Source organism: Saccharomonospora marina XMU15 (assembly GCF_000244955.1).
GTDB lineage: Bacteria > Actinomycetota > Actinomycetes > Mycobacteriales > Pseudonocardiaceae > Saccharomonospora_A > Saccharomonospora_A marina.
The window spans coordinates 1981353-2001977 of record NZ_CM001439.1 but is presented as its reverse complement, the minus strand read 5'-3'; the positions used below and the strand labels follow the sequence as shown (position 1 = coordinate 2001977).

The following is a 20625-nucleotide window of genomic DNA, read 5'->3' as shown; positions in this document are numbered from 1 at the left end:
CGATCCCCCCGCACGGGGGTGGCCGAGGGGGAGATGCGACGAACACGGTGAACGGCAGGCCTGCGCGTAGACTCCGCACATGCACAACCGGCCGTTGCGGGTCCTCGTGGTCGACGACCACGCCATGGTCCTGGAGGGACTCAAGGCGGTCCTGGGACGTTTCCGGGGCCGGGTACGGGTCGTCGGGCAGGCGCTCAACGCGGAGGAGGCACAGTCACTGGTCGCCAGCCTCGACCCGGACATCGTGGTCTCGGACGTGCGGCTGCGCGGCTCGATGAGCGGGCTCGACCTGTGCCGCAGGCTGCTGGAGGAGACCCCGGACCGCAAGGTCATCCTGCTGAGCGCGTACGACGACGAGCAGTACCTCTTCCAGGCCATGCGGGCGGGCGCGGCGGGCTACCTGCTCAAGTCGGTCGGCGGCGAGGAACTGGTACGCCAGCTCGAACTCGCCGCCGACGGCGAGAAGGTGGTCGACCCGATCATGGCGGGGCGGGCCGTCACCTCCGCGGCGAGGTTGCAGGCGGGCGAGTTCTGGCCGGGCGCGCATCTGTCGCTCACCCAGCGGGAGAGCGAGGTGCTCGGCCACCTGGTCGCCGGGCTTTCCAACCGCGCGATCGCCGCCAAACTCGTGCTGGGCGAGGAGACGATCAAAAGTCACGTCCGGGCGATCTTTCGCAAGCTCGAGGTGAACGACCGGGCAGGCGCGGTCGCCATCGCGCTGCGCGAAGGGATCTTCCAGTGAGATACAGGCTCGGCCTCGCCGACCCCGAGCGTGAGAACGCGCTGCTGGTCGGCATCATCGAGGCGATCTCGGCCGGACCGGAACTGACCCTGCTCGCGGCCAAGGTGGCACCGCTGATCACCGCCGCGAGCAACACCGACGTGTGCTTCGTGCACGTGCTCGACGACACCGACCGCTCGATGACCCTGCTCGGTGCGACTCCGCCGTTCGACGAGCAGGTCGGTGCGGTGCGGCTGCCGCTCGGCGAGGGCGTGACGGGATGGGCCGCCAGCCACGGCGAACCCGTGGTCATCGTCGAGCACAAGGAGCGGGACCCGCGCTACCGGTACTTCCCGCAGTTGCGCGGCGAGGACTACACGTCGATGGCATCGGTGCCGATGGCGAGCAAGCCAGGGGGTCTCGTCGGGGTGCTCAACGTGCACACCCGTGCCCGGCGCGACTTCACCGACCGTGACGTGCGGCTGCTCACCTCGATCGGCAGCCTGCTGGCCGGTGCGATTCACCAGGCTCGCCTGCACCGGAGGCTGGCCGCCCGCGAGCGGGCACACGAGCGGTTCACCGAGCAGGTCATCGCGGCGCAGGAGACCGAGCGGCGCAGGCTGGCGGCGGACATCCACGACGGCATCACCCAGCGGCTGGTCAGCCTTCGCTTCCACCTCGACGCCGCGGCGGGAACGCTGACCGAGGAGTGCGGGTTCGCCGCGGGGCAGGTCGAGCGTGCGCGTGAGCTCGCTGACCTCACCTTCGACGAGGCCAGGGCTGCGATCAACGGACTGCGGCCACCGGTGCTGGACGATCTCGGGCTCGCCGACAGCCTGGCGAGCCTGGCCAGGTCGCTGGACGAGTTGGACGTGGTGGTGGACCTCGAGCACTGCGCGCTGCCGGACCACGCCTCGATCGCGCTGTACCGGATCGCGCAGGAGGCGCTACAGAACGTGGTCAAGCACGCCCGCACCAGGGTGGTGCGGCTGAGCCTGCTGTGTGATTCCAGCGAGGTCGTGCTGCGGATCAGCGACAACGGGCTCGGTTTCGATCGGGACGCCACGGCCTTCGGCGACGGCCTGCCCTCGGGCGGCTACGGAATGGTCAGCATGGCCGAGCGCGCGGAGCTCATCGGCGGGCGGCTGGTGGTCACTTCCCGGCCGGGTGAGGGCACCACGGTCACCGCGAGGGTCCCTGTCCGGTAGCGCGCGACCCGACCGGCAACGGGGCGGCCGGGTCCGCTCGCCACGCCGCGAATCCCCGATACACCGCCGCCGCGCCGGTGAAGTCCTCGTGACGCGTGTAGTCGTTGGTCACCACCACGCACCGAAGGCCCGCGGCGACCGCGGCACGCAGGCCGTTGCCGGAGTCCTCCACCGCCATGGCGTGCGACGCGGGAAGCCCGAGCCGGTTCAGGGCCTCGACGTAGGCGGCGGGGTCCGGCTTGAGCGTGTGGACGTCCGAGCCGGTCACCACGACCTCGAACAGGTCCTCGCCGAACAAGCGCCGCAACAACGGCTCCACCCAGTCGCGGGTGCCGGTTGTCGCGACGGCCAATGTCGTCCCCAGCGATGCCAGTTCCCGCAGCAGTTCCCTGGCCCCTGGCCGCGCGGCGATCTCACCGCTTGCCACGAGATCGCGCATCCGCTCGGTCTTGTCCCGGTGCAGCCGGGCGGCGAGGTCGGCGGCCTCCCTCGCGTCATGTCCCCGGCTCTCCAGGTAGGCGGCGAGTCTGCGACGCCCGCCGGTGATCGCGAGCAACCTGCCGTACTCCTCGACATCCCAGCGGTAGGGCAGGCCGGCTGCCGCGAAGGCGGCGTTGAACATCGGCCGGTGGCCGTCGCGCTCGCTGTCGACCAAGGTGCCGTCGACGTCGAACACGACGGCCGCACACGGCTCACGCGACATGGTCGCGGGAGGCGGGCTCGCCGGTCAGCGCGGCCGAGTTGCAGCGCACCCGGTGCGCCAGCGCCTGCTGCCCGGCAGCGACGCGGTCCGGGCTGCCCCGCCACGCCGCCAGCGCAGGGTCCACCAGTGCCCTGCCGAAGGAGAACGTGAGCGGCCACGACACGTCGTAGCCCTGCATCGCGGCGAGGTTGTCCGTCGCCTGCTCGGCAGGCTGACCGCCGGAGAGGAAGGCGATACCCGCGACGTCGTCCGGGACGGCGCCGCTCAGCGTTTCGACCGTGGCCCTGGCGACCTGATCGGGCGTAGCGACCTCACCGGATGACTTACCCGGTACCACCATGTTCGGCTTGAGCACGACGCCGTCCAACTCGACACCTGCCTCGCGCAACTCGACGAACACCTCGTGCAGTGTCACGGCGGTCGCCGCGGCACACGCCGCCATGGAGTGGTCACCGTCCATCAGCACCTCCGGCTCGACGATCGGTACCACACCGGCCTCCTGGCACAGCGCGGCATAGCGCGCAAGCGCGTGCGCGTTCGCCCGGCGCGCCCTGCTGCTGGGCCTGCCGTCGCCGATCACGATCACCGCGCGCCACTTGGCGAACCTGGCACCGAGTGCCGCGTAGTCTTCGAGCCGCTCACGAAGCCCGTCCAGGCCTTCCGTCACCTTCTCCCCCGGCGCCGCCGCGAGTGGTTTGGCGCCGGTGTCGACCTTGATACCGGGCAGCAGTCCGGTGTCGGCGAGCGCCACCGGGAACGGCCTGCCGTCCGAGGTGGCCTGCCGGAAGGTCTCGTCGCACAGGATCACGCCGCTGATCCCCTGGTCCAGTGCGGGTGTCGTGACCAGCAGCTCCCGGTAGGCGCGCCGGTTGTCCTCGGTCGGCTCGACCCCGGCCTTTTCCAACCGCGCGGACATCGTCGCGATGCTCTCGTCGGCGGCCAGGATGCCCTTGCCCGGTGCCACCATCTCGGTGGCGGTGGCGGCCAGTTCGGCTTGCTGGATCACGCGCTGATCTTCCTTTCGTCCAGGTGGTGGTGATAGTCGACAACGCTGTAGGTGCCGAGGCGGTCGAGCTTGTGCTCGCTGATCACCAGGCGCACGGTGCCGCTGCGGGCACGCATCACCAGTGACTCGGTGGTCGCGGCCTGCCGTTCGTACCTGACGCCGCGCAGCAACTGGCCATCGGTGACCCCGGTGGCGACGAAGAAGGCGTCCTCACCCGCCACCAGATCGTTCGTGGTCAGCACGCGGTCGAGGTCGTGCCCTGCGCTCAGCGCACGCTCGCGTTCCTCCTCGTCGCGCGGCGAGAGCCGGGCCTGGATGACGCCACCGAGACACTTCAGCGCGCAGGCCGCGATGACGCCCTCGGGAGTGCCACCTATGCCGAGCAGGAGATCGATGCCGGTGCCCTCGCGCGCGGCCATCACCGCACCGGCCACGTCGCCGTCGGAGACCAGCCGGATCCGGGCACCGGTCGCGCGTACGTCCTCGGCCAGCCTGCTGTGCCTTGGCCGGTCGAGCATGCACACCGTCACGTCCTCGGGTTCGCTGCCCTTGGCCTTGGCCACGGCGCGCACGTTGTGTGCCACGGGCGCCTCGATGTCCACGGTGTCCGCTGCTTCGGGCCCGGTCACGAGCTTGTCCATGTAGAACACCGCGGAAGGGTCGTACATCGTGCCCGCGGGACTGACCGCCAGCACGGAGATCGCGTTGCCCATCCCCTTGGCGGTCAGCGTCGTCCCGTCGATGGGATCGACGGCCACGTCGAACGGCGCCGCGTTCGGGGTGCCGATCCGCTCGCCGTTGTGCAGCATGGGCGCCTCGTCCTTCTCGCCCTCGCCGATCACCACGACACCGCTGATCGGCAGTGTGTCGGTCATCGCGCGCATCGCGTCGACAGCCGCGCGGTCGGCCCCGGTCTTGTCTCCCCGCCCGACCCACCTGCCCGCGGACATCGCGGCCGCCTCGGTGACTCTGACCAGGTCGAGCGCTAGATTGCGATCCGGCGCCTGCCGCGCTGGACTGTCCGTCACAAGGCCCTCCTTCTGTGGCGATGCCGTACCGGCACCGTAGGAGCGCCGCGCGCCGGTCAGCTCCCCCCACGGGTGGAACGCGCGGGGTAATCGGATGGCCACCAGGCCTCTCCGGCGAGCAGGTGTGCCACGAGCAGGTCGACGCTCGCCGGTACCCGGCGGTGGGTCACCGCACGCCACGGCCTGCGCAGCGGCGTGCCGGGCAGCGGCACGGTCGCCAGTTCTCCCGCCGCGAGCTGGCGCGCCACGGCGTCGCGGGACACCAGCGTGATGCCGAGCCCGGCGACGGCACCGGCCACGACCGCGCCGTTGGACCCCAGTGTCAGCCTCGGCGGGTCCAGTTCCAGCTGGTCGAGCAGAGCCTCGCAGGTCGAGCGGGTTCCCGAACCCGCCTCGCGCATCAACCAGGTGGCGGTACCGGCATCGAACGTCGCGGTGACGGGCGGGGCGGCGACCGGGACGAGATCGTTGCCGCGCTCGGCGCGGATCACCAGGTCGGCGGTGTCCCTCGGTGGCCGACCGGCGATCACGAGGTCCGTCTCGTGGCGATCGAGCAATGCCCACACGTGCTCGCTGGTTCCCACGTCCAGTCGAAGCTGCACGTCCGGATAGTCGGCGCGAAAGCCTGCCAGCACCGCGGGCAGCAGATGGTCGGCCGCGGTGGTGACCGCGGCGAGCCGGATGCGTCCGTGAGCCGGGTCGAGGTCGCCACGGGCCGCGGACAGCGCCTCGTCGTGCAGCCCGAGCATGGCGCGGGCGTATTCGGCGAAGGTCTCCCCGGGCGGGGTGAGCCGCAGCCCTCGCCCGTTGCGTTCGAGCAGCGGCACTCCCACCTCGTCACCGAGCGCGCCGATCGCCGCCGACACCGCGGACTCGGTGAGCACGAGGCGGGCCGCCGCGGCCCGCACCGAGCCGGTGTCGGCCACGGCCACGAAGGCCCGCAGCCTCGCTGTGGTCGTCATTCAACCGTCCTACCCGGTCACCGGCCCTCGGCGCCAGCCGGCACCGCCGGGCAAGGCACCCGCGTCAGTGGAACGAGTCACCACAGGCGCAGGAACCGGACGCGTTCGGGTTGTCGATGGTGAACCCCTGCCGGTCGATCGCATCGACGAAATCGATCACCGCGCCCGCCAGGTACGGCGCGCTCATCCGGTCAACCGTGACCCGCAGCCCGTGGTAGTCGTGGACCAGGTCCTGTTCCAGGCTGCGGTTGTCGAAGAAGAGCTGGTAGCGCAGACCGGCGCAGCCTCCCGGCTGCACCGCGATGCGCAGTGAAAGGTCGCCGCCGCCCTCCTCCCTGGCGAGCAGGGCCTTGGCCTTGCCCGCGGCCGCCTCGGTCACGGTGAGGTCCGTCAGTTGCTGCTGCGTCATGCCACTCCTTTGCCTGCGACCGCTGGACGCGAGGCGAGCCTGCGTCGCGCCGCTTCCATGTCGACGGTTCGCACCTTTGCGATCAGTTCCTCCAGCAACGGCTCGGTCGGTACGACCGGGCACGTGTACAACACGATTCGTTCGCGGACGATCATCAGCGTCGGCACGGTCGAGATGCCGAACGCGCGGCCGAGTTCGGGCTCCGCCGTGATGTCCACCGTCCCGAACACCACCTCGGGATGCCGCCGCGCGGCACGAAAAAACGCCGCGGTCACCGGGGAACGGGAGTCATCGAACTCGATGAAGAGAATGTCCGCACTCGTTCCGAAGGCAGCGAAACCTTTGGTCGTTACTCTCACCGGGACCATGCACACCTCCGATCTATACCCTCCCGGGTACCGTACATCGCGTTGCGTGATAACGACACACCCCGGCCCGGCCGACCTTGCGCGAACATCGCGAAAGCACCACGGCCGCACCGCGAACGCGGCCGGAAACCCATGGCTTGCTTACGCATTTCCCGGGTCTGCGACCTTGTCGGCACCCGCCCCAGGTGACTACTATTTGCTTATATACTTATATTCTCGCTTCCCGCGCTTTCGCGGGCCTGACAAGGGAGTCAGATGTCGACGAGCGGTGCGTGGGGCCCGTCGCCTCACCGGCTGCGGGCGAAGTTCCCTCTCCCGATCTTTCCCGATTCCGGCGGCAACCGGGGCCCGATGTGGCACCACTACGCGAAGATCCGGCTCTTCACCAGGAAGGGAGCCGACCGATGATCACGCGGGACAGCGTCCTCGAGGCACTTCGCGCCGTCGAGGACCCCGAGTTGCACCGATCGATCGTCGACCTCGAAATGGTGCGCGGAATCGACATCGACGGCACCGAGGTGACCGTCCACCTGGCTCTGACCATCGCGGAATGCCCGCTGCGCGAGTACTTTCATCGCGCGGTGCCGGAGCGAGTCCGGTCGCAGTGCCCCGAGGTCACCGCTGTTCGAGTGGAGCTCTCAGCCATGACGGAGGAGGAGCGTGCCCGCGTCGTCGGCGGCGTACGGGTCACGGTGCCCCGCATCGGCGAAAGTGGATCGAGCACGCGGATCATCGCCGTCGGCAGTGGAAAGGGTGGCGTCGGAAAGTCCACCGTGGCGGTGAACCTTGCGGCCACCCTCGCGGCGCGCGGACACCGGGTCGGCCTGCTCGACGCCGACATCTGGGGATTCTCCGTGCCACACCTGCTCGGCGCGACAGGACGACCTACCGTGGTCGACGACCTCATCATGCCGCTGCAGGCACACGGGTTCGCCGTGCTGTCGATCGGCAACTTCGTTCCCGAGGACGGTCCTGTCGTCTGGCGCGGCCCCATGTTGCACAAGGCACTGGAACAGTTGCTCGGCGACGTGCACTGGGACGACCGGGACTACCTGGTGGTCGACATGCCTCCCGGCACCGGCGATGTCTCGATCTCGCTGGCACAGTTCCTCCCCAACGCCGATTTCCTACTCGTCACCACGCCGCACGAGAGCGCGGAGCGGGTCGCGTTGCGCGCGGGCCGGATGATGGCCAAGGTCGGGCTGCGGCTGGCAGGCGTGGTGGAGAACATGGCGAGCTTCGTCTGTGGTGACTGCGACAGGGAACACGACCTGTTCGGCACCGGTGCGGGTGCCCGGCTCGCCGAACTTCTCGACACTCCCCTGCTGGCCCGCATCCCACTGGAGCCGGCCTTCGCCACCACCGGAACACCCACCGTGCTCGCGCACCCCGAATCGGCCGGGTCAACCCGCTTCGCGGAGCTGGCCGACGCCATCTCCGCGAAGCCTTCGCTGCTGCACCGCCCGCTACCGCTGTTCACCTGAGGGCAGGACGAGAAAGACCTGGCCTCCTTCCCGCGACACCGTGAAGGTCCGCGCTTGCGAGTCGGCCGGTCCCCGGCACCGCTCACCGGTGCGGACGTCGAACTGGCTGCCGTGCCGGGGGCAGGTCAGGACCGCACCGTCGAGTTCCCCAGTGGACAGCTGCGCGCCCGCGTGCGGGCACCGGTCGGCGATCGCGTACAGCCTGCCCGCCACCTGGTACACCGCCACCGGCCCGACCGGTGTTTCGGGGACCCGGCACACCAGGCCGAGCCGTCCCGCGGCGTCGGCCGCGTCGAGCAGCGGAAACCGGCGTTGAGCGAGTCCACCGGTCAGCCGCTCGGCCAATCTCGCCGCGACCGCGCCCCGGTTGACAACGACATCGCAGCCCGCTCGCTGAGCGGCCCGCCACAACTGCTGATCGGGAACCGCCGAGTAGCCGAGGATCACCGTCTCCGGCCATCGCTCGTGCCACTCGCGCAACGTTTCCAGCGCACCCGGCTGGTCCAGTTCGAGCACGGCCGCGGTGGGCCGACCGTCCGATTCCGACGATCGACCCACCGAGAACCCGCGCTCCTGCGCGACCCTGGACACGCGCCTTGCCACCATCTCGTCCTGGCCGTGCAGCAGGATCTGAGCTCGGGCTTCGACCATCGTCAGATGAACAGCGTGATGTCGGCCTTGGCGGCCATGTCGATGAAGCTCGCCGCGCCAAGCGTCGGCTGCAGACCCTCGACGAAGTCCTCCTGTTTCAAGCCGTAAAGGTCCATCGTCATCTGGCAGGGATGCATCCGGACCCCCACCGACAGTGCCATCTCGAGCAGTTCCGTCGGGGTGGCCACCTTGTACTGCTTCGCCAGTTTCTTGATCATCATTGTGCCCGCGCCACCGAAGTGGATCTTGCCGAGCTTCAGGTGGTCCGTTCCACCCCGGTCGACAAGCGACTCGGCCTTCTGCATCCAGTTCGTCCCGGTCACGCGCTTGTCGTTGCGCTGCAACACCCGCAGACCCCAGAAGGTGAAGAAGACGTCAACCTCCAGACCCGACGCGGCACCGGTGGTGGCCAGGATCAGGGTGGGCCACACCCTGTCAAGGTCACTGCTCCAGCACACCATCGCCAGCCGCTTGGCCCGCTCCTCCACCTCGATCTCGTCCTCGGCCATCGTTCACCTCTCAGTTTCTGATTTACCGACCTCCCGGCCCGGGTCGTGGTTACGGCTCGTACCGGACGCTTCTCACATGTGCTGGATCAGCCAGGCCACACCCTGGACCAGCCGAAAGACCAGGTACCCGGCGAAGACCAGTGCCACCACCAGCCACCAGGGCGACACCCGTCGCCGTTCGTGGCCGGTGCCCTCCGGCACACCGCTCATCACGCGGCTCCCTTCATTCCTCACACCGGTAACAGTGGATGTCGTGCTCGGCCAGGAAGACCTGGTAGGCACGCAACGCCGCGTCACCGTCGAGCAGGTGGGCACGCTCCTCGTCGAACCGCTCCGGACGCAACCGTGCGATCCAGCCCGCGCCGTAGGGGTCCCGGTTGGCCACCGCGATGTCCTCGCCGAACGCCTCCTCGTTCGCGGCGACCAGCACACCGGTCAGCGGCGTGGGGAAAGGTCCCACCCACTTCGCGCTCTCGATGGTCGCCACCGAGCGTCCCCGCGCGAACGTCTTGCCCACCCGCCGCCAGGTGACCTGCACCATCCGGCCGCCCATCGTCTGCGCCACGTCGGTCATGCCGAGCACCACCTCGTCCGCTTCCGGCCGCACCCAGACGTTCATGCCCACGTCGTAGAGCAGGTCGTCCGGGATGACGCAGCCGCGCCACACGACATCGCTCACCGCACTCACCCGTCACACGAGATGCCCTCGGCGTCAAGGAATCGTTGGTAGGCTTCGATCCCTTCCGGGCCGGTCACCAGATCTCCGGAGTCCGTGGCCCAGTCACCGGCACGAAGCTTCGCCACCCACCCTGCGCCGTAGGGGTCGGAGTTGATCTGCGCGGGCGCGCTGGTCAGGCTCTCGTTGACCTCGACGATCTCGCCCGACACGGGGGCAGGCACCGGCCCGACCCATTTCCCGCTCTCCACCGTCGCGACGTTGCGTCCCTTGCGGACCTGCTTGCCCGCCTTCTTCAACGTCACCGAGATGATGGTCTTCGCGAGGTTCTGCGCGACATCGGTCATCCCGACGACCACCAGGTCACCTTCCGGGCGCACCCAGATGTGCTTCTCCACGAGGTAGTACAGCTCCTCGGGAAGGTTGCAGTTCTTGACCACCGTCACCGTTCTCAAGCTCCCGTCTGCTCTGCCGCGTGTTCGGCCACCAGGTGGTGGACCAGCATGTCGAGTGCCACCATGCGGATCTCGGCGCCGAACTCCTCGAGGAACCGGGGATCCCGCGTGCCCTTGCGAACTCGGTGCTCGTAGCTCTCGCCACAGACCGGGCAGGTCACCTCGTAGTACTGAACTCCGTTACGTTCCTTGGTTCCTACGGCGTCGGCGTGCTTGTCGGCGAGATGCGCGTGCAGCGAACGCGGTGCTCCCTCGAACGCGCACCAGGGGCAGTTCATGGCGTCACCACCTTGGTGGCGCTTGCGGCCATCAGGTGCACCAGCGAGACGATCCCGCGCCCGGTCTCGGTCAGCCGCACCAGGTCGCCGTCGAGTTCGCGGCTGACCAGTCCGGCCTGCACCAGGTCGTTGACCTCTTCCCAGGCCACGATCCTGGCGCAGCGCAGCAGATCCGCCAGTTCGGCGGTCGTGACCGCCCCGTCGGTGAGCCGTTCCAGTACGCGCCAGCCCGCCGGATCGCACGCTGCCCGCAGAGCACGCAGCACCAGCGCCACCGTGGCTTCGGCGGCCGCATCGTCAAGCCCGCCGGGGGCTGCCACTTCTTCCCCTGGGCGGAAGGCGAAGCTGTCGTGACGCCGCAGCGCGGCCCGCAGCGTGTTCAGCCGGTCGCCGATACTCTTGCCGATCAGTTCGGGGTCGAAACCGTTCACGGGGCAGCAGCCTCCAGCACGTCGGGTGCCGCGGGGCGGCGCAACGCCTCCCGTACCAGCAGCGTGACGTCTCGCACCGCGAGCCGATCCTCGTTGCGGGTGGTCTTGACGGCGTCGGAGTACATCGTCACGTCCTTCGGGCAGGAGACGACGAAGTAGTCCACACCGAGTTCGATGGCCTCCCGGATCCGGTTCTCGCTCGGGCGTTCGGCAAGCCCACTGTCGTCCATCCAGATTCGCCCGCCGCCGGCGCCGCAGCAGAAGGTGTTCGCGCCGTTGCGCGGCATCTCGACCAGCTCACAACCCAGCGCGCGCAGCAACCGCCGGGGAGCCTCCACCACGCCGTTGTAGCGGGCGAGATAGCACGGGTCGTGGTAGGTCACCCGGTAGTTCAACGGTTCCACCTCGATGGCGCCCGACTCGACCAGGTCGGCCAGCAACTCGGTGTAGTGCCAGACCTTGTACCGGGCCCCGCGCGCCGGATACTCGTTGCGCAGGGTGTTCAGCGAGTGCGGGTCGGTGGTGAAGATCTCCTCGAACTGAGCCTGCTCCAGCGCGGAGACGTTGTGCTCGGCGAGCATCTCGAACAGGCCCTCCTCCCCGGTTCGCCGAACGTCGTTGCCCGCGTTGCGTTCACCGTCGTACAGCAGTCCGAAGTCGACACCGGCGCCGTTCAGGATCTCGGCCAGGGCTCTCGAGTTGTCCTGCAACCGGTCGTCGAAGCTGGCGAAGTCGCCGACGAACCACAGGTAGCGCACAGGCTCCTTGCGCGCGTCGGGGATCTTGAAGTCCAGACCCTTGGTCCACCTGGCGCGCATTCGCGCCGACTTGCCGAAGGAGTTGCCCTGGGTGGACAGGTTCTTCAACGCCTGCTGCAGCGTAGGGTCCAGCTCCCCCTCGTCCACCAGGCCCCGCCTCAGCTGCACGATGGTCGGCACGTGCTCGATGCCCACCGGGCACACCTCGACGCAGTGCATGCACGTGGTGCACGCCCACAACGTCTGCGACGGCACGACCTCACCGGCGATCCTGGCGTCGGCACCGACGGTGAGCGGGCCGGACGCGTCGCCGCGAGTCTCCCTGTCGAGCAACGTCATACCGCCCGCCTGGGTGTCCACCCACTGTCGCAGGTCCAGGATCAGGTCCCGGGGCGACAGCGGTGCGCCCGCCGTGCGTGCCGGGCACACCTCGTGGCAGCGCCCGCACTTGGTGCACGCGTCGAGATCGAGCAGTTCCTTCCAGGTGAAGTCGGAAAGCTCGCGGTAGCCGACGTGGTCGGTCTGCGCCGGTGCGGGCAACTCGCGAGCCGTCGACCGGTCGTGCACGAGCAGGTTCGCCGCGTCCAGCAACATGTGCATGGCCTTGGAGAACGGGATGTAGCCGACGAAGCCCAGCGCCAGCACCGCGTGCACCCACCACTGCGCCAGATGCGCCGAGTTCCCGGCCTCGGCCGACATCCCCAACCCGGAGAACAGCCGTGCCAGTATCCAGCCGATCGGCGACCACACCTCGAACGAGGGGAACCGGGCCCCGACGATGCGGAAGGCCTCCAGCAGGTAGCCGCTGATCAGGATCGCCGCGAACATGCCGAGAAAGACCCAGTCCCCCGCGACGATGCGCGAGCGGGAGTAGCCGCCCTCGGGATTCTCGGCGCGCTGGTAGTCCAGCTTGCGCGGGCGTAGCAGCCCGCGCCTTACCACCATGTAGCCCAGCCCGAGTACGGCGGTGAGGCCCATCGTGTCGAGGATGACCGAGTAGCCGATGTAGAACGGGCCGTTGAAGAAGCTCACCTCGCTACCGGTGAACAGCTTCGAGGCCTTGCGCACGATGTCGTAGTCGATGGTCAGGATCACCGTGCCGATGAACAGCGTGATGAATCCCCAGAAGATGAAGAAGTGCGCGATCCCGACCGCGCGGTCGCGGCGACCCACCGAGGTGTTCGCCGCCACCGCGCCGACCGACCAGTTGTCACCCCGGCGCCGCACCCCCTGCGCGGGGCTGGTGAAAAGCGCCTTCCACAGCGTCGCCATCCGGGCGGCCGGACGCCCTCGCCGGTACTTGCGCACACGCCGGTAGAAACCCCAGAAGAACACGACGATGGTGATCGTGGCGAGAACGTAGAACACGGCCTCGCCGACCACGCCGATACCCTGGAACACCGGCCGGGTCTCGTGCCCGGCGGCGAGAGCGTCCGAAACCACTCGTCACTCCTTGATCTTGTCCACCAACGCGGGCACCAGGTCGAACAGATCCTCGGCCGAGCCGTAGTGCGCGACATCGAAGATCGGAGCGTTCTCGTCGGTGTTGCATGCGATGATCAGTTCGGCGTCGCGCATACCCTCCAGATGCTCCGGCGCGCCGGAGATGCCGAACGCCAGGTATGCCTTCGGCTTGACCTTCAACCCGGACTTGCCGACCTGGCGGGTCTTCGGCAGCCAGCCCGAGTCGATGACCGGGCGCGAAGCCGACAGTGGCGCGCCCAGCGCGTCGGCCAGCTCCTGTACCAGTTCCAGGTTGTCCTGCGAGTCGATGCCGCGGCCCACCGAGACGAGGAGTTCGGCGTCGGTGATGTTGACGTCGCCGCCTTCGGGCTCGATCACCCGCGCCAGGCTCATCCGCAGCTTCTCCAGCTCGTCCGGCGCCGCCGCGGTGACGACCTCCTGGGAGACAGCAGGTGCCTGCCCTGCCGCCGCGGGGAACGCACCGGCCAGCACGGTGCAGATGCCTCGCTCGCCCGCCAGTTCCACCTCCGCCATGACCTTGCCGCCCATCACCTGGCACGTGGCCACCGGCGTGTCACCCTCGGCGCGCAGGTCACCGACGTAGGCGGCCAGCGGGGCGTCCCACAACACCGACAGCGCCGCGCCGAGGTCGAGCCCCACCGTGGCGTTGGACAGCAGCACCAGGCGCGGGGCGCGCTCGGCGAGCACGCTCAGCAGCGCTGTCTCGTAGCCCTCGCAGGTGTAGTCGGCCAGCGCCGGGTGGTCCATCGAAACGACGACATCGGCACCCTCCACCTGCGACACCAGGTCCGACGGCCCGAACAGGGCCACTTCCGCCTTGCCGCCCCAGGCCGCCGCCAGCTCCTTCGCCTTGCCCAGCAGCTCGTAGCTGCTCTCACTGAGCTGCCCGCCGATGTGTTCGGCGAGCACGAGAACGTTGTCACTCATGATTTCCTCACGCCTTGACGATGCCGCGCTCGCGCAGCAGTTCGATGATCTTGGCCGCCACGTCTTCGGTCTCCCCCGACAGCATCTCGGCGTGGCCGCTCGCCTGAGGCGGGTACATCCGCCGTACCGACAGTCCGGAACCGGTTGGCTGCGCCGCCACGCTCACCTCACGCACACCGCCCGCCTGCATCGCCTGGCGAATGCGGGTGATGGGCGCGTAGCGGGGCGCCTCGCGGGAGGCCTGCAGGCCGATGACCGCGGGCGTGGGCAATCGCAGTTCGTGCGAGCGACCACCGGAGAACTCCTGGCGGACCACCAGTTCCCCGTCGTGCACCCGCACCTCTGCCACGACCGAGACGTGCCGCTGCCGAAGCCGTGCGGCGAGCATCGGAGCCAGCTGGCCGTCGAGGTCGTCGGGCGCCTGCACCCCGGTGATGACCACGTCGGCTGGTTCCTCGGCCAGGTAGGCGGCGAAGGCAGCGGCGCGCGAGTGCGTGTCCTGCCCGCCGCCTTCGAGCTTGACGGCGCCGTCCGCCCCCTTCGCGATCGCCGTGTACAGCGCCTGGTCGATGTCCGGGTCCTCGGCCAGTCCAACGGCCAGCACCTCGGCGCCCGTCTCGTCCTTGACGAGCAGCGCCTCCTCCAGTGCCTGGTCGTCCCATTCGTTGAGCACGAACTTCAGGAACTCCCGGTCGATGTCGGTCCCGTCGGGGGTCAGCTCGATCTCCTCGACCAGATCCGGAACCGCTTTCATGGCAACGACAATGCGCACGTTCTCACCTCTTTCACTGCAGGACGTCGGCCAGCCGCAACTGCTGTCGGATCTCGGTCAGGTCGTCGGCGGTGGGGACGAACGGGTAGTCACGGAACGGCTCGCTTGGCCGGTAGGAGCCGTACGGCCTGGTACAGCCCGGCTCGCCGTTCTCGCCGGGACAGCCGTTGGTCACGAACGGGATACCGGTGTCCACAACGGACTCCAGCTGGTCCTGGCCGCCGTCGATGTGCAGCAGGTTGCCCTCGGGGTCGAAGCCGAAAGCGTCAAGGCCGTACCCCTCGGACTCCACCAGGTGCTTGGCCAGCTGCACCCGCCGCCAGCGCCTGATCGGCGACTTGGGGTGATCCGCCATGCGCGAGTCCGGCTCGGGGTTGAAGCAGAACAGGTATGAGAAGATCTCACGCTCGCGCAGCTGGACGAACAGCCGGATCAGGTCCTCGTCCGCCTCGCCCAGCCCGACCAGCGTGTGCACGTTCACCTTCCACGGCCCGAAGATCTCGCGCGAGTCGGTGACGATCTCCCAGTACTTCTCCCAGCTCAGCCTGCCCGCGGGAACGTTGGTGCGCAGGTTGCGGAACAGCTCCTCGGTGACCGCGTCCAGCCCGATGCCGATCATGTCTACGCCGAGCTCCTTGAACCGCTCCAGCCGCTCGCGGTTCAGCGTCGGAGGCGCCACCAGGATCGACAGCGGGGTCCGCACTCCTGCCACGATGCGCTCGGTGATGTCACAGGTGTCGGCGTAGGCGTGCCCGTGCGTGACCATCGAGATGCACAGCCGCGTCAGCTTGTCCTCGTGCTCGACCATCCTGGACACGAGGTCGTCGGTGCGCACGAGCGGCCACTCGACGCGGATGAAGGACTTGTCGTTGTAGTCGCCCGGCCTGGTACGTGCCAGGCCGCAGTAGCCGCAGTCGGAGCGGCACCCCTCGTCGTAGTTCAGCAGCAGGTTGATGCCGCCGAAGTCGAAGTCCCGGGAGAACCGCCCGGACCGAAAGCGCAGCGCGATCGCGCTCGCCATCGAGATGCGGACCCACTCGGGGCTGTCCTGCCTACTCGCGGCGGGAGCCGGTGACGGCAGAACGGGAAGCTGACGGCCCATCGAATCGGCCCCTTTCACTTCGATTCCGGGAAATAGCAGGAACCAGCCGAACGCGCGGGAACGGCGGCGGCCAGCTCACCGGCCTGCCGCCCGGCGGTCAGTACGGTTTCGGCCAGCCGGTCGGCGGTGACACCCAGCGCACGGTCGGCACCGGAGGTGGACACGATCCGGCCGACCGCATCGGGGTCGAGTCGCTGCCAGCGCAGCTGCGCCTCCAGCCTGCCCACCGCGGGTGGCAGTATCGCGAAGTCGCCGACCACGACCGCGCTCTTGACGAGGTCGCCGTGGGTGGAAAGGTAGATCCGCAGCAAACCCTCGGGTGTCTTCAGCAGGGCCGAGCCGCTGCCGTCCGGGATCGCACCCTGCTCCGACAACCAGGACCGCGCCCGGTACTTGTCGCGGGCGAGCCCGGCCGCGCGGTCCAGCTCGGCCCGCTCTGCCGAGCCGGGCACGAGTTCGACGCCGAACGCCTTGGCGAAACCGAGCGCGGCGGACTCACGCACCGTGGTGCCGTCGTGTGCCTTCCCGGTCTCGCGCGTCACGGTCGTCACCCGCTCCCCCACGGCGGCGACCGCCTTGTCCGCCAGTTTGGCCACGGGTATGCGCAGTACCTCGAGCATGAACTCGATGTCGAGGTCGGCGAGCACGCTGGCGTGGAACAGCATGCCGCCGCCCTCGTCGATGTAGAGGCCGAGCCCCGCGATCTTTCGGCCAGCGGCCTCCAGGTCGTTCTTGCCGCGAAACGTCGCTGTGATACCGAGTTCGGCCAGGCCCGCGCTCACCGCGGCCGAGCAGTCCTCGATGATCTCGCGCGGTCGCTTGCCGACCGGCGCGCGGTCGATCAGCGCAACCCCGAGCTGGCCCGCGCCCATGATGATGGCGCCACCGCCGGTGGGGCGGCGGCTCACGTCGGTGCCGGTGCGGCGGCAGGCGGCCAGGTCGACCTCGGCGGCCAGGTTCTGGTACCGCCCGATCAGCGCGCAGTGGTCGCGGTAGGTGTACAGCCGCAGCGTCGGCGGGCGGGGGCGTTCGTCGCGGGCGTATCCGGCCAGCAGCGCCTCGTCCAGCGCCAGCCCCTCGGCGGCACCGACGGCGTCGTCGCTGAGCAGCCTCCATCGCGTGGTCACGAGGCCACCTCCACCGTGCGGTAGGCGACTTCGGAGTCGCCGGTCCACGTCAGCGAGCAGCAGTACTCGAACAGCCTGGGTTCCAGTCCCCGCGACTTGGCGTATGCGATCGCCCCGTCAGCGGGATAGGCGATGCCGTTGAGGCCGAGGTCGATGGCCGCCTGGTCGAGTTCGGTCTTGGCGGGGCCCAGCGGCCGCGCGCAACCCAGGTTCACCGTGGTCGCGGGCGCGGCCAGCCGGGTGGCCCGGAAGAACTCGGTGACGTCGGCGACGGGTGGCGGTGGCAGGTGCGCCATCGGGGTGCCCACCAGGGGCACCAGGACGACCAGGATGATGGTGGACACCGGATGCCGGGTGATGATGTCCAGTGCCCGGTACTCGCCGAGAAACCGGCCGTAGTGCAGGCCGAGCACGATGTGCGGGATGATGCGCAGTTCCCGCTCGGCCAGCAGCCCCAGCGCCCGGTCGAAGTCGGCGACGGTGAGGTCCAGGTGGTAGACGTCGCGGATCGTCTCGTCCGCGCCGATGATGTCGAGCATCACCCCGTCGACGCCCGCGTCGGCCAGTCCCGCGGCCAGCTCCGGTGACACCACTCCGGAGTGGACGATCACTTTCATCCCGAGTTCCTCGCGGATGCGCGGGATGTGCCGCAGGTGCGGCAGCAGCGGCACCCCGCCGGAGCGTGTCGAGCCGCCGGAGACCAGGAGTCCCTCGCTGCCCTGCGCCCGCAACCGCCGCGCCAGCGCGAAGAGGTCCTCCTCCGCCTTCACCGACACCATGCCCTCGAGCACCTTGGTCTGGCAGTGGTCGCAGCTGAGCGCGCAGGCCGAGCCGGTGACCGAGACCGGAAGGAACCGGCGCGGGTTGCTCGGCTGCCATTCCTGGGTCTGCCAGCGTTTCAACCCGGGTGCGAAGAAGTCGATCACGTCGGGAAAGTGGGCCTGGCGTACCGCGAAGGCGCTCGCCGTTTCGGTGCTCATTCGGCGATCACGCCCCGCAGCCGGAAGTCGTCGACCTTGCGCGCGAACCAGTCCCTGATCTCCTCTGGCTGCGACAGCAGTGCCGAGAACTCGGCGGCCTCGTCATGGGCCAGCTCCAGCAGCCAGCCCGCCCCGAACGGATCGGACTCCACCAACCCCGGGTCGGCGAGCACGGCCTCGTTGACCGTCAGCGCGGTGCCGGACAGCGGGCTGAGAAGCGGTCCGACGAACTTCGCCGCCTCCAGTTGCCCGAACGCCTTGCCGCGTACCAGCCGCTCGCCGGGTTCGGCCAGCGACAGCTGCGCGAGTGTCCCGCTCGTCTCCACCCCGAGCGGGTCCAGCCCCAGACGCAGCCTGCCCGGTGCGATCGGCTTCGCCCAGACGTGCGTCTCGGGGTCGTACATCCGATCCAAGGCCACCGGGTAGCCACGGATCTCGACCAGCGCACCACCGCCGGCGATGTGGGTGTTCGTCATGACTGGCCCTTCTGTTTCGTCGTGCCGACCCAGACACCGGCCCTGATCTTGATTCCGTCCGGGGGTCTCGCCGCCCGCGAGCCCGGCCCGGCCGTCCACTCCTCGCTGCTGAACCGGGCATCCAGCTCGGCAAGCGCCGCGCGTTCACCGCTGGTGAGGTCGCCGGGCTCGGCCCGGAGCCCGAGTGCGCGGGCGTAGGCGCGCGCCGCCGCCTGCTTGAAGGCCGCCGGGTCCGCGGGCGTCGCCGCGACGTAGCGGCGCATCAGGCGTAGCACCTCGGCGCGGTCGACACCGTCCGGCATCCGCAACACCGAGGTGGCTCGCTCGTGGTCGAACCGCTCGATGAGGTTCCCGCACACCACGACGGCGTCCTCGATCTGGCCCGCGCCGTGCCCGCAGATCTTGCGGTCCCCGAGACTGATCTCGAGATTTGCGTCCAGCTCCGCCGCCACAACACCGGCGGCCCGGTACGCGGCGACGGCGGGCGTGAGCAGATCGCGGATCGCGGCGGAGCGCGCGGGCGAGACACTGTCCTGTGGCAGGCAGATCTGGAAGAACAGCTGGTCGGAATCGAGATAGACCGGCCCACCGCCGACCATCCGGCGCAACACCGGCAGTCCCTGTGCCGCGCAGTACTTCTCGTCCACCTCGTCCAGCCGCCGGTGGTAGCCAAGGCACACGTAGGGCTCGGCGGGGCGGACGAAGGAAAGCGTCGGCGGGGCGCCCTCCGACACGCCGTAAGCGACCGCGTGCCAGAGCGTCTGTGAACGCAGCGCGGAGGCTCGGCCGAAGTCGATCACCCGCAGCCCGCTACCCCCCATGCCCCATCGCCTCGTCGATGAGCTCGATGATGTCGCGGACCTTCAGCTGAGCGTTTCCGGTGGACTTGGCCGCGTCCTCGAACCGAGAGACCTCGTAGGGGCAGCACACCACGAGCATGTCGGCGCCGGTCTCGGCGGCCTCCCGCACACGCCGTTCCGACAGTCGCTCACTGGTGTAGTCGCGGGTGAAGCCGTCCAGCCACATCCCGCCGCCGCCACCGCCGCAGCAGTACCCGTTCTGCCTGCACCGGCCCATCTCCCGCAGCTCGATACCGGGGATCGCGTTGATGAGGGTGCGGGGAGCGTCGTACTCACCGTTGTGCCTGCCCAGGTAGCACGGATCGTGGAAGGTCACCGTGTACGGCAACTCTTTCGCCCAACTGATCCGGTCGACCAGCGGCGCGAGCAGCTGCGTGTAGTGCAGCGCGTCGAACTCGTGGCCACGCTTGGGATACTCCTTGACCAGCGCGTTGAAGCCGTGCGGGTCGGGGGTGACGATCCGGTTGAACTCGTACTTCGCCAGCGTTGCCGTCACGTCCTCGACCAGTGCGTCGAACAGGCCCTTCTCCCCCGCCAGGCGCTGCGAGTCGCCGAGGGTCTTCTCCTCGTGCCCGAGAATCGCCCAGTCGATGTCCAGCGCGTGCGCGACCCGCGCGAAGGCACGTGCGGCCTCCTGACCGCGCGGGTGGTAGCTCCAGTAGTCCTCCACATAGAACAACACGTCCACCGGCCCGGGTTCCTTCGGCAGGATCCGGACCCCTACGCCCGCGTCGCGCGTCCACTGTGCCCGCCGCCGGGGGTTCTCGCCCAGCGCGTTGCCGTAGCGGAACGTCTTCTCGAACACGTCCTGCAGTTCGCCGGGAACGTTGCCTTCGGTGAGTGCGGCCTCCCTGGCGGCAGGCACGATCTGGATCATGTCGACCTCCTTCGGGCAGACCCGAAGGCAGTTGCCGCAGCTGGTGCACAGCCACAGGTCGGGATCGGAGAGCAGGTCGAATCCGGTCTGCACCTTTCGGTGCAGCTTGCGGGGCCCGTACTCGCCGACCACGTCGACGGGGCAGACCGGAATGCACTTGCCGCAGCCGTAGCACCATTCCAGCGACTCCGCGCCGGGTAGTTCGGCGAGCTTGGCGAAACCGTCCGGCCCGTGCTCGGTGAGCACGCGGGGTTCGAACATGCGGTTCCACATCGCGGGCAGCTCGACCTCCCTGCCGGAGATCGACGAGGCGACGGTGGCTTGTTCCTTCTCGATTGCGTGGGGCGGAACCTTGCGCCCGGAAATGGGCAT

At 69.1% G+C, this 20625-nt stretch carries 25 protein-coding genes; 3 read left to right on the top strand and 22 right to left on the bottom strand.

The window, feature by feature from the left end:
* Nucleotides 1–79 precede the first annotated feature (79 nt).
* Both SACMADRAFT_RS09505 and SACMADRAFT_RS09500 read left to right on the top strand, forming a co-directional pair.
* Entirely contained in the window at nucleotides 80–742 is a 663-nt protein-coding gene (locus SACMADRAFT_RS09505) for a response regulator (protein ID WP_009153594.1), read from the top strand.
* Complete coding sequence (locus tag SACMADRAFT_RS09500; protein ID WP_009153593.1) at nucleotides 739–1929, top strand: GAF domain-containing sensor histidine kinase; 1191 nt, start codon at nucleotides 739–741, stop codon at nucleotides 1927–1929. The genes SACMADRAFT_RS09505 and SACMADRAFT_RS09500 overlap by 4 nt, the downstream gene beginning before the upstream one ends.
* On the opposite strand, the gene SACMADRAFT_RS09495 is transcribed toward SACMADRAFT_RS09500, so the two are convergent.
* From SACMADRAFT_RS09495 to SACMADRAFT_RS09470, 6 genes are all read right to left on the bottom strand, one after another.
* Nucleotides 1904–2632 (bottom strand): HAD-IA family hydrolase, encoded by a 729-nt coding sequence (locus SACMADRAFT_RS09495; protein ID WP_009153592.1) that lies wholly within the window; start codon nucleotides 2630–2632, stop codon nucleotides 1904–1906. The two genes, SACMADRAFT_RS09500 and SACMADRAFT_RS09495, sit on opposite strands and share 26 nt — an antisense overlap.
* Nucleotides 2622–3638, bottom strand: a complete 1017-nt coding sequence (locus SACMADRAFT_RS09490) for a class I fructose-bisphosphate aldolase (RefSeq protein ID WP_009153591.1) — start codon at nucleotides 3636–3638, stop codon at nucleotides 2622–2624. The genes SACMADRAFT_RS09495 and SACMADRAFT_RS09490 overlap by 11 nt, the downstream gene beginning before the upstream one ends.
* Nucleotides 3635–4666: a class II fructose-bisphosphatase gene (gene glpX / locus SACMADRAFT_RS09485; protein WP_040926243.1), complete on the bottom strand. Its 1032-nt coding sequence runs from the start codon at nucleotides 4664–4666 to the stop codon at nucleotides 3635–3637. The genes SACMADRAFT_RS09490 and glpX overlap by 4 nt, the downstream gene beginning before the upstream one ends.
* 56 nt (nucleotides 4667–4722) lie before the next feature.
* The gene (locus SACMADRAFT_RS09480) at nucleotides 4723–5628 is read right to left on the bottom strand and encodes a LysR family transcriptional regulator (RefSeq protein WP_009153589.1); all 906 of its coding nucleotides are present in this window, start codon (nucleotides 5626–5628) and stop codon (nucleotides 4723–4725) included.
* 64 nt (nucleotides 5629–5692) lie between these two features.
* Entirely contained in the window at nucleotides 5693–6037 is a 345-nt protein-coding gene (locus SACMADRAFT_RS09475) for a HesB/IscA family protein (RefSeq protein ID WP_009153588.1), read from the bottom strand.
* Nucleotides 6034–6312 (bottom strand): YbbN family protein, encoded by a 279-nt coding sequence (locus SACMADRAFT_RS09470; RefSeq protein ID WP_157617225.1) that lies wholly within the window; start codon nucleotides 6310–6312, stop codon nucleotides 6034–6036. The genes SACMADRAFT_RS09475 and SACMADRAFT_RS09470 overlap by 4 nt, the downstream gene beginning before the upstream one ends.
* A 497-nt stretch (nucleotides 6313–6809) precedes the next feature.
* On the opposite strand from SACMADRAFT_RS09470, the gene SACMADRAFT_RS09465 reads away from it, so the two are divergent.
* Complete coding sequence (locus tag SACMADRAFT_RS09465) at nucleotides 6810–7889, top strand: Mrp/NBP35 family ATP-binding protein (protein WP_009153585.1); 1080 nt, start codon at nucleotides 6810–6812, stop codon at nucleotides 7887–7889.
* On the opposite strand, the gene SACMADRAFT_RS28480 is transcribed toward SACMADRAFT_RS09465, so the two are convergent.
* From SACMADRAFT_RS28480 to SACMADRAFT_RS09390, 16 genes are all read right to left on the bottom strand, one after another.
* Entirely contained in the window at nucleotides 7872–8540 is a 669-nt protein-coding gene (locus tag SACMADRAFT_RS28480; RefSeq protein WP_009153584.1) for a Rieske (2Fe-2S) protein, read from the bottom strand. The two genes, SACMADRAFT_RS09465 and SACMADRAFT_RS28480, sit on opposite strands and share 18 nt — an antisense overlap.
* A gap of 2 nt (nucleotides 8541–8542) precedes the next feature.
* Nucleotides 8543–9049, bottom strand: a complete 507-nt coding sequence (locus tag SACMADRAFT_RS09455; RefSeq protein ID WP_009153583.1) for a DsrE/DsrF/DrsH-like family protein — start codon at nucleotides 9047–9049, stop codon at nucleotides 8543–8545.
* Nucleotides 9050–9121: 72 nt separating this feature from the next.
* Nucleotides 9122–9259 (bottom strand): hypothetical protein, encoded by a 138-nt coding sequence (locus tag SACMADRAFT_RS29885; protein WP_009153582.1) that lies wholly within the window; start codon nucleotides 9257–9259, stop codon nucleotides 9122–9124.
* Between the two features lie 13 nt (nucleotides 9260–9272).
* Nucleotides 9273–9728, bottom strand: a complete 456-nt coding sequence (locus SACMADRAFT_RS09450; protein ID WP_157617224.1) for a glycine cleavage system protein H — start codon at nucleotides 9726–9728, stop codon at nucleotides 9273–9275.
* A gap of 5 nt (nucleotides 9729–9733) precedes the next feature.
* Entirely contained in the window at nucleotides 9734–10171 is a 438-nt protein-coding gene (gene gcvH / locus SACMADRAFT_RS09445; protein ID WP_009153580.1) for a glycine cleavage system protein GcvH, read from the bottom strand.
* Between the two features lie 5 nt (nucleotides 10172–10176).
* Nucleotides 10177–10458, bottom strand: a complete 282-nt coding sequence (locus SACMADRAFT_RS09440; RefSeq protein ID WP_009153579.1) for a hypothetical protein — start codon at nucleotides 10456–10458, stop codon at nucleotides 10177–10179.
* Nucleotides 10455–10889: a hypothetical protein gene (locus SACMADRAFT_RS09435; RefSeq protein ID WP_009153578.1), complete on the bottom strand. Its 435-nt coding sequence runs from the start codon at nucleotides 10887–10889 to the stop codon at nucleotides 10455–10457. Before SACMADRAFT_RS09435 ends, SACMADRAFT_RS09440 begins: the two co-directional genes overlap by 4 nt.
* Nucleotides 10886–13090 carry a (Fe-S)-binding protein gene (locus SACMADRAFT_RS09430; protein WP_009153577.1) on the bottom strand — a complete coding sequence of 735 codons (2205 nt, stop codon included), beginning with the start codon at nucleotides 13088–13090 and terminating at the stop codon, nucleotides 10886–10888. The genes SACMADRAFT_RS09435 and SACMADRAFT_RS09430 overlap by 4 nt, the downstream gene beginning before the upstream one ends.
* A 3-nt stretch (nucleotides 13091–13093) precedes the next feature.
* A complete protein-coding gene (locus tag SACMADRAFT_RS09425) occupies nucleotides 13094–14059 on the bottom strand; it encodes an electron transfer flavoprotein subunit alpha/FixB family protein (RefSeq protein WP_009153576.1) in 966 nt (321 codons plus the stop codon).
* A gap of 7 nt (nucleotides 14060–14066) precedes the next feature.
* On the bottom strand, nucleotides 14067–14831 hold the full coding sequence (locus tag SACMADRAFT_RS09420; protein ID WP_009153575.1) for an electron transfer flavoprotein subunit beta/FixA family protein: 765 nt from the start codon (nucleotides 14829–14831) through the stop codon (nucleotides 14067–14069).
* Between the two features lie 13 nt (nucleotides 14832–14844).
* Nucleotides 14845–15933, bottom strand: a complete 1089-nt coding sequence (locus tag SACMADRAFT_RS09415) for a radical SAM protein (protein ID WP_009153574.1) — start codon at nucleotides 15931–15933, stop codon at nucleotides 14845–14847.
* Nucleotides 15934–15947: 14 nt separating this feature from the next.
* Nucleotides 15948–17060: a lipoate--protein ligase family protein gene (locus SACMADRAFT_RS28475; protein WP_009153573.1), complete on the bottom strand. Its 1113-nt coding sequence runs from the start codon at nucleotides 17058–17060 to the stop codon at nucleotides 15948–15950.
* Nucleotides 17057–18040, bottom strand: coding sequence for a radical SAM protein (locus tag SACMADRAFT_RS09405; RefSeq protein ID WP_009153572.1), 984 nt, complete (start codon nucleotides 18038–18040; stop codon nucleotides 17057–17059). Before SACMADRAFT_RS09405 ends, SACMADRAFT_RS28475 begins: the two co-directional genes overlap by 4 nt.
* Nucleotides 18037–18516 carry a glycine cleavage system protein H gene (locus SACMADRAFT_RS09400; RefSeq protein WP_009153571.1) on the bottom strand — a complete coding sequence of 160 codons (480 nt, stop codon included), beginning with the start codon at nucleotides 18514–18516 and terminating at the stop codon, nucleotides 18037–18039. The genes SACMADRAFT_RS09405 and SACMADRAFT_RS09400 overlap by 4 nt, the downstream gene beginning before the upstream one ends.
* Entirely contained in the window at nucleotides 18513–19337 is an 825-nt protein-coding gene (locus tag SACMADRAFT_RS28470) for a lipoate--protein ligase family protein (RefSeq protein WP_009153570.1), read from the bottom strand. The genes SACMADRAFT_RS09400 and SACMADRAFT_RS28470 overlap by 4 nt, the downstream gene beginning before the upstream one ends.
* Complete coding sequence (locus SACMADRAFT_RS09390; protein WP_009153569.1) at nucleotides 19327–20625, bottom strand: (Fe-S)-binding protein; 1299 nt, start codon at nucleotides 20623–20625, stop codon at nucleotides 19327–19329. Before SACMADRAFT_RS09390 ends, SACMADRAFT_RS28470 begins: the two co-directional genes overlap by 11 nt.

Coding starts and splice junctions, on each gene's coding strand:
- SACMADRAFT_RS09475 (WP_009153588.1), bottom strand. CDS start 6,037: ATGACGCAGCAGCAACTGACGGACCTCACCGTGACCGAGGCGGCCGCG.
- SACMADRAFT_RS09405 (WP_009153572.1), bottom strand. CDS start 18,040: ATGAGCACCGAAACGGCGAGCGCCTTCGCGGTACGCCAGGCCCACTTT.
- SACMADRAFT_RS09480 (WP_009153589.1), bottom strand. CDS start 5,628: ATGACGACCACAGCGAGGCTGCGGGCCTTCGTGGCCGTGGCCGACACC.
- SACMADRAFT_RS09465 (WP_009153585.1), top strand. CDS start 6,810: ATGATCACGCGGGACAGCGTCCTCGAGGCACTTCGCGCCGTCGAGGAC.
- SACMADRAFT_RS28480 (WP_009153584.1), bottom strand. CDS start 8,540: ATGGTCGAAGCCCGAGCTCAGATCCTGCTGCACGGCCAGGACGAGATG.
- SACMADRAFT_RS09495 (WP_009153592.1), bottom strand. CDS start 2,632: ATGTCGCGTGAGCCGTGTGCGGCCGTCGTGTTCGACGTCGACGGCACC.
- SACMADRAFT_RS28470 (WP_009153570.1), bottom strand. CDS start 19,337: ATGGGGGGTAGCGGGCTGCGGGTGATCGACTTCGGCCGAGCCTCCGCG.
- SACMADRAFT_RS09400 (WP_009153571.1), bottom strand. CDS start 18,516: ATGACGAACACCCACATCGCCGGCGGTGGTGCGCTGGTCGAGATCCGT.
- SACMADRAFT_RS29885 (WP_009153582.1), bottom strand. CDS start 9,259: ATGAGCGGTGTGCCGGAGGGCACCGGCCACGAACGGCGACGGGTGTCG.
- SACMADRAFT_RS09415 (WP_009153574.1), bottom strand. CDS start 15,933: ATGGGCCGTCAGCTTCCCGTTCTGCCGTCACCGGCTCCCGCCGCGAGT.
- SACMADRAFT_RS09455 (WP_009153583.1), bottom strand. CDS start 9,049: ATGGCCGAGGACGAGATCGAGGTGGAGGAGCGGGCCAAGCGGCTGGCG.
- SACMADRAFT_RS09505 (WP_009153594.1), top strand. CDS start 80: ATGCACAACCGGCCGTTGCGGGTCCTCGTGGTCGACGACCACGCCATG.
- SACMADRAFT_RS09425 (WP_009153576.1), bottom strand. CDS start 14,059: ATGAGTGACAACGTTCTCGTGCTCGCCGAACACATCGGCGGGCAGCTC.
- SACMADRAFT_RS09390 (WP_009153569.1), bottom strand. CDS start 20,625: ATGCCCATTTCCGGGCGCAAGGTTCCGCCCCACGCAATCGAGAAGGAA.
- SACMADRAFT_RS09440 (WP_009153579.1), bottom strand. CDS start 10,458: ATGAACTGCCCCTGGTGCGCGTTCGAGGGAGCACCGCGTTCGCTGCAC.